A 12,990-nucleotide genomic window follows, 5' to 3' on the forward strand; every position below is an offset into this window, starting at 1 on the left:
GTTTGTAAGGAGGGGTCCCCTGCTAACGCCTGGTGTATAGCAGGGGACCCCTCCTTACATCCGACACCGCGCGTTGCCGAACCTGGAGCCGCCCACTACGTCGCCGGCTGCGGCTCCGGCTGGAACGCCACGTCGCTCACGTCGGCGACCAGCTCGGTGAAGTCGGTGCCGTACGCGGCCGGCTCGATGATGCGCAGCACCAGCGCGAACGGTCGGTCGGCACCGTAGGTGCGGGCGAGTTCCGGATGGTGCGTGGTCAGGTAGCGGGCGGCGGCGAGGTTGCTGCCGGCGGTCAGGCCGCCGATGAAGAACACCGGGCGTCCACCGACCGGACCCCAGAACCGGGCGAGCAGGACGTAGCTGATCTCCGGGCTGTAGACGTACTCGGTGCCGCCGACGGTGAACGCCCTCCGGCGCTTCTCCTCGTCGAAGATCTCGTACGTCACGCCGCGCAGGATCGCGCGTAGGTGCGTGACGCTGCGCGGGCTCGCGCCACCGGGACCGCCGACGCAGAACTCGGTCAGCCGGCCGATCTCCCCGGTCGGCTGGTCCTCGCCGACCCGGTCCGCGTGCGCGCCGCACTCCCGGGCGATGGTCGCCAGCTCCACCAGCGCGGCGACGTCGCGACGGTGGACGCTGAACTCGCGCGGCGACGACGCGTGCCGGGAGACCACCAGGAGGCAGCTCGCTCCGGCGGTCAGGCCGAAGAAGGCGCGTGCGCGGTTCAGTTTGCGCCGACGCAACAGAAACCCCGAGAGCCAGACGGCCGTACCGGCGATGACGCTCGCCAGCAGATTGATCACAAGGTCACCCACGCCTCGATCATGTCCGATCCCGTCACGCCGGGCGTCAGTGGCGGGGTAGCACGCCGAGGAGGGTCCCGGTCAGCGCCAGCTTCAGGGAGTCCTTCAGCTCCATGCGGAAGCGGGCCAGCTCGGGCGCGGCCTGGTAGGCCGCCTCCAGGCTGGGCGGAGGCGTGCTGTACGCCGACAGCGCGCCGGCCATGGTCATGGTGTGCAGATTGAACAGCGCGGCGTTCTCGCCCAGCTCCGGCAGGCGCTCCTGAACCAGGGCGGTCATGGTGGCCAGATGCCCCATGGCGGCGCGCTTGTGACGGATGGCGACCTCGACGGAGACGTTGTGTTCCAGGACGCCGACCTGTGCGCCGTAGAGGTCGCACAGCACCACCCGGCTGGCCAGTGAGCGGCTGAGGATCTCGGCCACCGCTGTCGCCCGCTCGGCCGTGGGCAGGCTGTCGTCGACTCCGTCGGCCAGCTCGCCGGCCAGGTCGGCCAGCCACTCCTGGAGGTAGCGGTCGAGCAGTTCCAGCAGCACGGCCTCGCGGGACTCGAAGTAGCGCAACACGTTCGGCTTCGCCAGACCCACCCGGCGGCTCAACTCGTTCAGGGTGACCGCAGCCACGGGCATCTCGTCGAGCATCGCCGACGCCACGTCGAGGATCGCCCGTCGGCGGATCTCCCGCTGCTCCTCGGTGCGTGCTCGCTGAAAGGTCACGACCGCCAGCCTAGCTTAGGTACCTCCGGTACGTTGACAACGTACCGGAAGTACTTTAATGTCGTCGGCACAAGATGCCTTCGGTACTTAATATGATCGGGAGCCTGGCATGAGCGAGAAGTGGACGACGGCGAACATCCCGGACCAGCGCGGGCGGGTCGCCGTGGTGACCGGCGCCAACACCGGACTCGGGTACGAGACGGCCAAGGCGCTCGCCGAGCGCGGGGCCTCCGTGGTGCTCGCCGTACGCGACGTCGACAAGGGCGAGCAGGCCGCGGCGCGGATGACCGGGGACGTCACCGTGCAGGCGCTGGACCTGACCTCGCTCGACTCCGTCCGGACCGCAGCGGAGCAGTTGCGGTCCCGGCTCGACCGGATCGACCTGCTGATCAACAACGCCGGTGTCATGTACACCCCGAAGCGGACCACCCGCGACGGCTTCGAGCTCCAGTTCGGCACCAACCACCTCGGGCACTTCGCGCTCACCGGGCTGCTGCTGGACCTGATGCTGCCGGTGCCCGGCTCACGGGTGGTGACGGTCAGCAGCACCGGCCACCGCATCCGGGCCGACATCCACTTCGACGACCTGCACTGGGAGCGGTCGTACGGGCGGGCCGCCGCCTACGGACAGTCCAAGCTCGCCAACCTGATGTTCACCTACGAGTTGCAGCGCCGCCTCGCCCCGCACGGCACCACCGTCGCGGTCGCCGCGCACCCCGGCATGTCCAGCACCGAACTGGCCCGCAACAGCCCCGCAGCCCTCCGGCTCCCGCTCACCTGGCTCGCACCGGTGATCACCCAGACGCCGGCCATGGGCGCGCTGCCGACCCTGCGCGCCGCCACCGACCCCGCCGTGCTCGGCGGCCAGTATTACGGCCCCGGCGGACGCAACGAGGTCATGGGCCACCCCCGTCTGGTCACGTCCAGCCCGAAGTCGCACGATATGGCCGTCCAGAAGCGACTCTGGACCGTCTCCGAAGACCTCACCGGCGTGACGTTCCCGGTCATCCAGCCCGCGCGGAACTCGTTCTCCGCCGGCCTACGCGCTGCCTGACCGCTGATCAGGCTGGGTCAGGAATCCCGGGCGGCGTCCAGCGTCGGGGTGCGGACCTGGTCACAGGTGGCGAGCAGCATGCCGAGACGGCGACGTGCGTCAGCCGCCAACGGATCGCCCTCGCGGCGCAGCACGCGTACCGCCGTCGCGGTGGCCTCGGCCGCCCAGACGGTGAGCTGCGCCGCGGCGAAGGCGTCGGCGATCGCCAACAAGCCGGCGCCGTCCTCGGCGGCGCACGCGCGGGCGTGCCGGGCCAGCAGTGGTGACAGGGTCCCGTCGGTACGCTCGGCCAGCTCGCAAAGGCGTTGGGCCACCGAGCGCCGTGCGCCGTCGGCGCAGGTCGGACCGATCAGGGTGGCCGCCTGACCGAGTCGGGTCAGGTCATGCAGGGCCAGCACCTCGTACCCGGTCAGGCCGTCGGAGCGTAGCCGGTCGACCAGCGCGGCCAGGTGTCCGACGGCGGCGGGTAGGTCGCCGGAGGCGGCGGCCGTCGCGCCACGGGCCAGTTCCAGCCAGGGGTAGAACACCGCGATGCACGGGGAGTGCGCGTGGTCTGCCGCCGCCATCGCCGCCGAGGCCGTGTCGGCGTCGCCGCGCCAGGCCGCCACCTGTGCCCGTTCGCCGTGGGCGAGACTGCCGTAGAGCCGGCTGGTGGCCAGCATCGCGCCGGCCGTGTTGCTGAAGGTGACCGCCTCGTCGGTGCGCCCTCGGAGCCGCGCGGCGTAGGACTGGAGGACGGTCAGGAAGCCGCTGCCGAGTCGCAGGCCGCCGGAGCTGACCAGGTCGGCGAACTCGTCGGCCGCGATCGCGTCGATGCCGGGCAGGTCGCAGGTGAGCGCCAGCCGGGCGGCCCGGGTCGACTCCACCATCGCCTGGAGGTAGGGCACGTCTCCCCGCCAGGCGGCCACGTCCGCCTCGACCCGGGCGATCGTGTCGGCGTTGCGGCGGAACAGACCGCGCGTCGCGTCGACGTAGGCGACCACGCACCGGGCCAGCCCTCGGGCACCCGGGCCGGCTGCGGGCTGGGCCAGCACCGACTGGCTCAACCGCAACGCGGCGGTGATCTCCATCCGGTGCATCCGCATGAGCGCCTCGAACGCCCAGACCCGCGCCTGGTGACCGGGATCGGTCAACGAGACGGCGGCCTCGGCCAGGGTGTCGATGGTGGACTCGTCGCCGAGGCTCCAGTACGTCACCATGCCCCGCACCGTGAGCCAGCGGCTCCGCCGCCGCTCGTCGGCGAGTTCGTCGCGGACGTGGTCGAGGACCTGGAGGGCTTCGTGTGGGCGTTCGCAGAGCATCAGGATGGTGGCGAGCAGTTCGGCGGCATCGTAACCACCACCGGCGTCCAGCGCCGCCCGGGCCAGTTGGACCGTCAGCGGTACGTCGTAGCGGGCGAACGCCTGCACGGCACCGGCGAGCAGCAGCCGGGGCTCCTGTGCGGAGCCGGCGCCGAGCCGCCACAGGGTGACCCGTAGCAGGTCACCGGGTCGGCGGGCACCGGTGGCCTGCACCAGGTCGGCCAGTTCCGCCTGCAACTGCCGGGTCCGGGCCGGCGGGCAACGGCGGCGCAGCAGCTCCCCGTACAACGGATGCGTCAGTTGCACGTCGACCCGCCGGTCACGCCGGACGACCGCGACCAGGCCGTGATCCTCGGCCTGCCGGACGTCGGCGGCGTGTGTCGCCGTGGTGAGCAGGTGCAGGCCGATCTGCTCGCTCAGGGCGACCAGCTCCACCACCTTGCGGACGCCCGGAGCGAGGTGGTCGATCCGGGTGCCGATCACGTCCGTCACGTCGAGCGGCCGTGTCGAGTGGCCGGTCCACTGCCACACGCCACCGGAGCAGGCCCACTCGCCACTGTCCGTCGTGCTGCGCAGCAGCTCGTGGAGGAGCAGCGGATTACCGGCCGAGAGGCGCAACATCCGGTCGATCGACCGAGCCTCGGCCGGCCCGCCCAGGACGGCCTCGAGCAACTCGGTGGTCTCGCCCCGGCCGAACGGGGTCAGCTCGACGCGTTCGACCAGATCGTCGACGCACAGGGGCCGCAGCGGCAACGGCACCTGCTCCCCGTCGTGCACCGTCCCGAGCAGGACCACGTCCTCCTGCCGGGTGAGCACGTGGACCAGCGCCGCCGACGGCGGATCGAGCAGGTGGGCGTCGTCGATGGTGAGCACGATCGCGCGGCCCATGGCCTGCTCGTGAAGCGAGTCCACCACCCACCGCAGCACCCCGGCGGGGGTGAGACCCGCCGGTTGCGCGACGGGAAGCACCTGGGCCAGGCCACCGAAGGGCAGCGCCGTACTCGGATGGCCGGCGGCGATGGGCCAGACGACGTACCGGCTCGCGGGAAGCTCGGCCACGGCCTCGCGGACCAGCCGGCTCTTGCCGACACCGGCGTCGCCGCTGAAGAGGACGCCCCGTCGGCCGATGCCCTCCACTACCGCTCGCAGGTGCTTGAGCTCACCGGTTCGGCCGACGAAACTACCCCGATCCACCGAGGCATCGTATCGATGTCGACCCCGATCCGATGTCGCACACCGTGTGCGTCGAGATCGGATAACGTCGGCTACCCCGTCGCGGTAGCGGACCCGAGTTGTGGGTAAGGCGCGTGCGTCCACGTTCTCGCTGATCCAGGGGGCCACCGCAATACTGTTCCCGCTTCGAGGGCGAGCGGGTTGACGGTCGCCTACCTGACAGTCGCGCCGACCAATCAGCCAATAACGATCAACGGGTGTCGTCACCAGAATCCCACGGGTGAGCCTCTTCCCGAATGCGAAAACTAAGCCTGCCAAGAATCCCAGCCCGCTACTCAGCGGCGCCATTGCTCTTGTCCTACTGTGCTGCGGTGGCGGCCTTGTCGCCGCCTTCGATGACGACGACTCCACGTCCGCCCCCGGTCAGGCGGCAGCGTCCGCAAGCGTGAAACCCATCGCCGAGAGGCAGCCGCAGTACGTACCGACGCCGGAGCCTGACCTGGCGACGATCACTGCCAGTCCCACCGTCGAAACGTCCGCGACAGCAAGTCGGCGGCCGTCACCGACGCCCAGTCGTACCCCCAAACCCGACGTCTACTACCGCAACTGCGACGCCGTCAGATCTGCCGGTAAGGCGCCGTTGAAGCGTGGGCAGCCCGGTTACCGGGCGGGTCTGGACCGGGACGGCGACGGAATTGCCTGCGAGCCCTCCCGTGGTGGTAGTGGCAGCAGCAGCGGTAACGACAGCGGCGGCGGAAACGTGTATTACAAGAACTGTGCCGCAGTGCGGGCCGCAGGTAAGGCACCGATCCGTCGCGGCGAGCCCGGCTACGGCCGCCACTTGGACCGGGACGGTGACGGTATCGGTTGCGAGTAGACCCTGCGGCAGGACGCCCCCTGCGCCTCGCGGTCAGGGGGCGTCCGTGTGACGCGGTCGGCCTTGGGCGTTGGGCGGCGCTGCACCGGACGACGGGAACGGTCGACAGCGATCCGTCGGTGGTGGACAACCACCGTGTCGGAGGGGGTGTCCGCACCCCTCGAAGCGGGGGGTGTCCCGGTCCCGACCAGGTCTCGTAGGGTGCGCTCACACGTACCTGGAGGAGTTGGGCTCGATGGGATCGAAGCGCAGGCGGGCCCGGGTGGGGCTGACGGCGGCGGCGGTGGCTGTCGTCGTACTCGGTGTCGGTATCGGTGCCGCCGGCGCGAGCGGCCGGCAGCCCTGGTGGGGCCTCGGGCAACAGGCCACGCCCGCGCCCACGCCGAGCGTGACCCCGGGCGACGCCCCGACCTCCGACGCGCCGTCCGCCCTGGGCGCGCCGGTGAGCGCCGGGCCGACCACGGCGGCGCCGTCGGCGAGTACGTCCCCGAGCGTGCCCGCGACCACGCCGCCGCCCTCGCGGACCCCGTCGGCCTCCGGCAGCCCCGCCGCGTCGGCCTCGGCGACGACCCCGCCGACCGGGAACCGCACGACCGCGCCGACGTGGGCGCCGCCGCCCGCGAACGCCGGGTTCGACTACCAGATCGGCGGGGTGTACGCGCCACCGTCCGGCCTCACCGTGGTCAGCCGTGACCTGGAGGCGTCACCGGCCGCCGGGCTGTACAACATCTGCTACGTCAACGCCTTCCAGGCGCAGCCGGGCGCGGAGTCGTGGTGGAAGACCAACCACCCGGACCTGCTGCTGCGGGACGCGCAGGGCAACCTCGTGGTCGACGAGGACTGGAACGAGCTGATGCTGGACTTCTCGACCGCCGCGAAGCGGACGGCGTTGACCACGATCGTGGGCGGGTGGATCGACCGGTGCGCCAGCAAGGGGTTCAAGGCGATCGAGCCGGACAACCTGGATTCGTTCACCCGGTCCAAGGGCCTGCTGACCGAGTCGCAGGCGGTCGCGTACGCGGCGTCGCTGAGCGCGTACGCGCACGGCAAGGGGTTGGCCGTGGCGCAGAAGAACCTCGCGGAGCTGAGCACCTCGAACGCCCGCAAGGCCGGGTTCGACTTCGCCGTCGCCGAGGAGTGCGGCACCTGGAACGAGTGTGACGCGTACACCCGCACCTACGGCGCCAACGTGATCGTCATCGAGTACACGGAGAGCGGCTTCAGCAAGGCGTGCGGGTCGCACGGCAGCACCCTCTCGGTCGTGCTGCGCGACCTCGCCGTCTCGGCCCCCGGCTCCCGCACGTACGTCCGTAAGGCGTGCTGAGCGGGGACCTCAGCTCGCGGGTACGACCTGGATGATGCTCTCGCCACCGACCGCGTTCCCCTGGTCGGCCATCGAGCTGATCAGGTTGTAGTAGCCGGGGCCGGCGTCCGGGGCGATGACGATGGTGCTGACCGGACGTCGGTCGGGCGCGTCGGCGGGGCGTACCGGCTCGGCCGGGTAGGTGACCAGCCCCGGGACGGTGAGCGTGCCCATCGCGTGCGCGGTGAGCTGCTCGACCGACTCGAACGGGCCGATCAGGTGGGCGGTCAGCTCGACGCCGGGCCCGGGCGTCGGCGTCACCGGCGGCTCGTCGGGTGACTCGACGAGCCAGTTCAGGGTGAAGGTCTGCCCCGGCTGGTACGACTTCTCGACGTCGGCGGTCTCGCAACAGGAGTAGGTGAGCGTCGACGCCGCGACCTCCTCCACCGGGCTGACCACACACGCGGCCAGGAGCGGGAACAGGAGGGCCAGGGGCAAGGCGCGGTAAGCCTTCATGCGCCGGATCGTATGCCCTGCTCGCAACCCCTGACCTCGATCTTCGTCGCCGAGGCGGACGAGTCGGGGTCACGGACGGGAGGTCGTCACTTCTGCCGCTCCCGAGAGCCTCTGCGCGATGCGCGTCACGGCGTGGCCGCCGCCGGTGTCGGCGGCGGCCTGCCGGTGGTGACTGCGGTGCTGCTCGGGTCAGCCGTTGTCGATCAGGCTGGCGATCTCGTTGTAGATCAGGTGCGCCTTCGCGCCCTGGTTGGACGGGCAGCCGCCGAGGTGGTGCAGGGCGATCACCCGGTGGCTGCTGTTCAGCACCGGTGAACCGGAGTTGCCGCCGGAGGTGTCGCAGCTGTAGCTGATGTTCCAGGTGTTGTAGTTCGCGTTACGGACGGTGCAACGTGCGCCGTTCTGGGTGTCCTCGAAGATGGAGAGGCGCTTCGGGCTGCCGTCACCGTGGCCGGGAATGTACATCTGGGTGCCGGTGGTGGTGGCGGTCGTCGCCAGGTAGAGCGTGCCGAAGCCCTGGATGGTCGCGAAGTTGTTCACCGAGAACAGGGCGTAGTCGAGCTGGTTGGAGCCGCCGCTGCTGACCCGGTAGAGCGTGGCGCCGCTGACCTTGGTGCCGGGGCCGGGGTTGGCACCGCCGCAGGTGGCGCACTGGTAGTTGAACTGCATCTCGCTGCCGCTGACCGCCGACTGCGTCGAGAAGCAGTGCTTGTTGGTCAGCATCCGGTTGGTGTTGCCGACCCGCCAGGTGGTGCACATGCCGCCGCCGCTGATCAGCAGTCGGGCCACCGCGTTGCCCCGGGCGAACTCGGTCGGGTGGCTGCTCTGGTAGCAGACCACGTCCCGGCGGGCGTCGGTGCTGCACACGGACTGGGTGGAGAAGTTGTGCGCGGCGATCTCGGTGCGGTCGTAGCCGCGCCAGAACCGGTCGATGGTGGCGGCGCTGCCCCGGCTGGCGCGGGTGCTGTGCAGCGTCACCACGGCGGTGTCGCCCTCGACGGACATGGCCCAGAAGCCCGCCCGCCCGTCGGTGGTGTAGTCCGAGCCGGTGGCCCGGTTCAGGTGGCGGTCGTACCGGTGGCTCTCCCGGCCGTCCGGGCTGGCGACGGTGACGTACTCGCCGGGGCCGAGCCGCAGCGAGGCGAAGTGCACCTTGACGTAGGTGGCGCCGGGGTGGTGGATGACCTGCGTCCGGCCGTCGCGGGCGTACGACAACGCGCCGTCGACGGTGCGCAGCTCGCCGACGGTCGTCACGCCCTCGGCCACGAACTGCTCCGACTCGGGGGCGCGCGCGGACTGCGGCGCGAGAGGTGGCGCCGAGTACGCCTTGGCTGGTGCCGACAGCAGGCTCAGCCCGAGTGTGCAGGCGCTGAGCATGACCGCCAGCGTGCGCAGACGGCGCGGGGCGTGTGTCATCGTCGCTCCTCCCAGGAGACCGGAACCTTAACGATTGCTCAGTCTTCATACACGAGCTGCGGCGATACATGCAAGACCGTCGATGTTTTGTCGGCGTGGACTCCGGCCTGACGGCACCCGTCGCGTAGGGTCCTGCCCGTGTCCGACCAGCCGACGCGGAAGCCCCGCCGCACCTCCACGTACGCCCTCGTCCTGGCCGGGCTGAGCCTCGTGCTGTCGCTGATCTCCTGCGGCGTGGTGGCGGTGGCGCAGCTCGGCGACACCGACGACGCGCTCCAGTCACCGCCGCGACCGGCGACCGCGTCGGAGGTGGAGGCCGTCGCCCACGTCACGTTCCCGCCCGGCACGGTGTTCCTCTCGGCGGTCAGCAGCAACGGGCTGGAGACCCACCTGTCGGCGAAGTTCCGGATTCCCCGCGCCGCCCTCGACACCTTCGTCGCCGACGGGGGCTTCGGCGCGGAGCTGACCCCCGGCCTCCGCGCCGTCACGCGGGAGGACGACGTGGGCGGTGGGGACACCTGGCACCCCGAGCGCGCGGCCCGCGTCTCCGGACTGGTCGAAGAGGCGCCGGGGCCCGGCGGTACGTACCGTCGCCTGCTGGTGGACCTGGACGCGGTGGACGCCGTGACGATCTATCTGCGGGCGACCCGGCCCTGACCCGCGCCGTGCCGACCGTCAGCACGGGTGGTGCGGCGTTACTACGATCTTGCGTGGCGCGACCCGCCGACCCCTCTCGCAAGAGGCACTGTGGACTCATCGCTCGCGATCGTCATCGGTGGCACGGCGCTCTTCGCCTATCTCGTGCTCCGGCGGGGCGCCGGGAGCCGGCGCGCCGTCCTGGTCGCGGGCGGGGTGACCCTGGGCGTCGTCGCGAGCTTCCTGCTCATGCCGTACCTCGCGACGGTCTGGCTGCCCGCCGTGGTGGGCCTGGTCGCGCCCCTCAGCGGCGTCGTCGCGTACCTGGTCTTACGTCATGTGACGACAGCCGGGCGGTCGACCCGCCCGAGCCGTCCGGGGCGGCCTCAGACCGTCCCGGACAGGTAGTCCTTCCGCCGCTGCGGAGGGAACCTCTCGATCGCGTACCGCAGCATGACCCTCGGCATCACCCGGTAGTGCCGTACCAGGAACTCCTCCGCCGCCGCCAGGTCCCGGTTGCCCACCTCGCGCAGCATCCAGCCGACGGCCTTGTGCACCAGGTCGTGCGGGTCGCGCAGCAGCCGCTCGGCGAGCCGGAACGTCCACGCGTAGTCGTCGGCCTTGATGAACGCGAGAGTGGCCATCACCGCGATCCGCCGGTCCCAGACCAGGTCCGATCCGGCCAGTCGGTCCAGGACGTCGCGGTCCTTGTCGAGCAGCCAGGGCCCGAGGACGTACGGCGCCCAGGAGTCCACCAGGTCCCAGTTGTTCAGGTGACCGCTGTGCGTCAGGACCAGCTCGACGATCCGGCCGCGTTCCGGCTCGTCGGCCTTGCCGAACTTGCGCACCAGGATGAAGATCGCCGTCAGCCGCTCCTCGTGCACCTCGCTGGTCAGCAGTGTCGCCGTCTCGGCCAGATCGAGGCCGCGCCAGTGTCGGCCGGCGACCCGGCGCTGCTGCGGCACGGTGACGCCGATGGCTCGGTCGCCCTCGCCGTACCCGCCGGGAAACATCTTGAGGTACCGACTCACACCGGTGGCGCGGGCCGGGTCGGCGAGCTGGGCGAGGTCGTGCCGGACGTCGGCGGCAGTGGTGGCCATGACTCGGCAACCTACCGCGAGCGGTGCGCCGTACGTTGTCGGCCGCCCGGGCCCACCGTGGCGCGGCGACGTTTCGAATCCGTCACGCAGTTTTGGCGGGCGTTGCGGGAAAGCACCGGGTAGGTAAATTCCAATAATTCCGACCCCTGTGACGTCCACCATGTTGACAGTCCTCGGCGCCGCTTCATTCACGCCACCTTCGCCGTCTCCGCGACGGCGGTGACCTCTCTATTCACGTCGGCGTTCCGGAATGGATCACAAGTGGTTCCGGATCATTGTTGGCCGGGGCTGTTCGAACGGTATTGCCGCTGACACTTTCCGGTAACCCCGAGCCTCGGTGGATTCGCTAACTTGAGCGTCGCCCGGCAGGGGGCCGGGAAAATAATCGGGGAGAGGGCGCATGCGCAAGAAATTGATCCGGCAATTACTCGTCGGTATCGCGGTGGGGGCGGCGCTGGTGCCGGTTGTGGTGTCGCCGGCCTCGGCGGCACCCGTGTCGCAGGTGCAGTGGGAGCCCTGTGAGCAGGATGACAATGCGCTGTGCGGCACCCTCGAAGTGCCGGTCGACTGGGCCGATCCGTTCGGCCCGACGATCGAGTTGGCGCTGGCCAAGCGGCCGGCGACCGATCCCGAGGTGCGACGCGGATCGCTGCTGGTGAATCCGGGTGGCCCGGGTGGGTCGGGCGTGGACTCCGCGTTGCGGGCCACGTACGGCGACGAATTGCGTCGTCATTTTGACATTATCGGTTTCGACCCGCGTGGAGTGGCTCGCAGCGCGCCTATCATGTGTGCGCTCGACAAGATCTCGGCCTTGCCGGCGGGCCCCATCAAGACGGCTGCCGACTTCACCCAAATGGTCACCGCGAGTCGGGCGCTGGCCGACGACTGCCGCTCCCGGAGTGGGCCGGTATTCGACCATGTGAACACCCTCCAGGTGATCCGGGACATCGACGCGATCCGGGCTGCGGTCGGCGACCCGCAGTTGAATTTCCTCGGAATGTCGTACGGCACGCTGATGGCCCAGCAGTACGCGGAACTGTTCCCGACCCGGGTACGCGCCATCGTCGCCGACAGCAGCATGGACCACAGCCTCGACGCCCAGGGTTTCGCCGTCACCCAGGCAGCCGCCGGGCAGGACTCGTTCAACGAGTTCGTGGCCGGCTGCGCCCGGCTGCCGCAGTGCGCGCTCCACGGACGGGACATCCGCCAGTTCTGGCAGCGCCTGCTCGACCGCGCCGGTCGGGGCGAGTTGCCGGACCCGGACAACCACAGCTACAAGATCACCAAGCGGGATCTGGTCAACTTCGTGCTGGGCAACGTGAACTACCAGCCGTACTGGCTCGACATCGCGGCCGAGCTGGAGCGGGTCGACGCCGGCCGTCCGTGGGGCGTACCGGCGGCCCGCCAGTCGACCGAGGAGCAGCCGCCGACCGTGGTGCCCTTCGCGTACCAGGCGGTGCTCTGCGAGGACTGGAACCTCGGGGCGCAGAACATCGGGCAGTGGCGGACGATCGTGGACGCGGCCCAGCTCGCCTCGCCGGACCTGCCGGACCTGCCCCGGGCGGCTATCGGCGCCATCTGCCTCGGCTGGCCCAGCACGGCGGACAACCCGCAGCGGCCGATCACCCCGACCAACCAGGCCAAGCTGCTGTTCGTCAACTCGTTGCACGACCCGGCGACCGGCTACAACTGGGCGCTCGGTGCCGCCGCACAGTTCGGTGACCATGCCGAGCTGCTGACCTACGAGGGCTGGGGACACATCGTCTACGGCCGGGTGGCCTGCGCCGACGAGGCGATCGAGGCGTACCTGATCGACCTGGTGGTGCCGGCGGACGGCACGCGGTGCGCGGCAGCGCCGCCGCCCGGCACGGAGTCCGACGAGGCTCGGGGCCGCTCGGCCGGCCCGGCCGCCGACGAGGCGCCGCCGCTGGTGCCGCTGCGCAGCGAGCCGAAGCTGCCGACCTGGCTCTGATGTAAGGAAGGGTCCCCTGCTAACGCCTCGTGCATAGCAGGGGTCGCCACCGGTGACGTCGGGTTCCGGTCCGGCGCCGTCGGGGCGTTCGGCCTCGCGGGGATGCCGGTCCGTCGGTGGGGCGTCC

The 12,990-nt window shown here is 70.7% G+C and carries 12 protein-coding genes; 6 read left to right on the forward strand and 6 right to left on the reverse strand.

Features of this window, described 5'->3' with window-relative positions; genetic code table 11:
• Positions 1-95 precede the first annotated feature (95 nt).
• Together ACWDVW_RS31945 and ACWDVW_RS31950 are read right to left on the reverse strand one after the other, a co-directional pair.
• Positions 96-815, reverse strand: coding sequence for a hypothetical protein (locus ACWDVW_RS31945; RefSeq protein WP_449956519.1), 720 nt, complete (start codon positions 813-815; stop codon positions 96-98).
• A gap of 34 nt (positions 816-849) precedes the next feature.
• Positions 850-1,515, reverse strand: a complete 666-nt coding sequence (locus ACWDVW_RS31950) for a TetR family transcriptional regulator (protein WP_449956522.1) — start codon at positions 1,513-1,515, stop codon at positions 850-852.
• Positions 1,516-1,624: 109 nt separating this feature from the next.
• On the opposite strand from ACWDVW_RS31950, the gene ACWDVW_RS31955 reads away from it, so the two are divergent.
• Entirely contained in the window at positions 1,625-2,569 is a 945-nt protein-coding gene (locus ACWDVW_RS31955; RefSeq protein ID WP_449956525.1) for an SDR family NAD(P)-dependent oxidoreductase, read from the forward strand.
• 17 nt (positions 2,570-2,586) lie between these two features.
• Here the strand turns inward: ACWDVW_RS31955 and ACWDVW_RS31960 are convergent, their stop codons facing one another.
• Complete coding sequence (locus ACWDVW_RS31960; protein WP_449956528.1) at positions 2,587-5,064, reverse strand: AAA family ATPase; 2,478 nt, start codon at positions 5,062-5,064, stop codon at positions 2,587-2,589.
• Positions 5,065-5,488: 424 nt separating this feature from the next.
• On the opposite strand from ACWDVW_RS31960, the gene ACWDVW_RS31965 reads away from it, so the two are divergent.
• Positions 5,489-5,920 (forward strand): excalibur calcium-binding domain-containing protein, encoded by a 432-nt coding sequence (locus ACWDVW_RS31965; protein ID WP_449956550.1) that lies wholly within the window; start codon positions 5,489-5,491, stop codon positions 5,918-5,920.
• Between the two features lie 235 nt (positions 5,921-6,155).
• Positions 6,156-7,244 (forward strand): endo alpha-1,4 polygalactosaminidase, encoded by a 1,089-nt coding sequence (locus ACWDVW_RS31970; protein ID WP_449956531.1) that lies wholly within the window; start codon positions 6,156-6,158, stop codon positions 7,242-7,244.
• A gap of 9 nt (positions 7,245-7,253) precedes the next feature.
• Here ACWDVW_RS31970 and ACWDVW_RS31975 read toward each other — a convergent pair whose 3' ends face one another.
• Both ACWDVW_RS31975 and ACWDVW_RS31980 read right to left on the reverse strand, forming a co-directional pair.
• Positions 7,254-7,739, reverse strand: a complete 486-nt coding sequence (locus ACWDVW_RS31975; RefSeq protein WP_449956534.1) for a hypothetical protein — start codon at positions 7,737-7,739, stop codon at positions 7,254-7,256.
• A gap of 189 nt (positions 7,740-7,928) precedes the next feature.
• A complete protein-coding gene (locus ACWDVW_RS31980; protein WP_449956537.1) occupies positions 7,929-9,155 on the reverse strand; it encodes a trypsin-like serine peptidase in 1,227 nt (408 codons plus the stop codon).
• Between the two features lie 138 nt (positions 9,156-9,293).
• Here ACWDVW_RS31980 and ACWDVW_RS31985 point away from each other — a divergent pair, with 138 nt between their 5' ends.
• Together ACWDVW_RS31985 and ACWDVW_RS31990 are read left to right on the forward strand one after the other, a co-directional pair.
• Positions 9,294-9,812, forward strand: a complete 519-nt coding sequence (locus ACWDVW_RS31985; RefSeq protein WP_449956539.1) for a hypothetical protein — start codon at positions 9,294-9,296, stop codon at positions 9,810-9,812.
• A gap of 90 nt (positions 9,813-9,902) precedes the next feature.
• A complete protein-coding gene (locus ACWDVW_RS31990; RefSeq protein ID WP_449956542.1) occupies positions 9,903-10,199 on the forward strand; it encodes a hypothetical protein in 297 nt (98 codons plus the stop codon).
• Here the strand turns inward: ACWDVW_RS31990 and ACWDVW_RS31995 are convergent.
• Positions 10,178-10,891, reverse strand: a complete 714-nt coding sequence (locus ACWDVW_RS31995) for a DNA alkylation repair protein (protein WP_449956544.1) — start codon at positions 10,889-10,891, stop codon at positions 10,178-10,180. The genes ACWDVW_RS31990 and ACWDVW_RS31995 overlap by 22 nt on opposite strands.
• Before the next feature lie 400 nt (positions 10,892-11,291).
• On the opposite strand from ACWDVW_RS31995, the gene ACWDVW_RS32000 reads away from it, so the two are divergent.
• Positions 11,292-12,863: an alpha/beta hydrolase gene (locus tag ACWDVW_RS32000; RefSeq protein WP_449956547.1), complete on the forward strand. Its 1,572-nt coding sequence runs from the start codon at positions 11,292-11,294 to the stop codon at positions 12,861-12,863.
• Positions 12,864-12,990: the final 127 nt, after the last annotated feature.

The organism is Micromonospora sp. NPDC003241 (genome assembly GCF_053589795.1).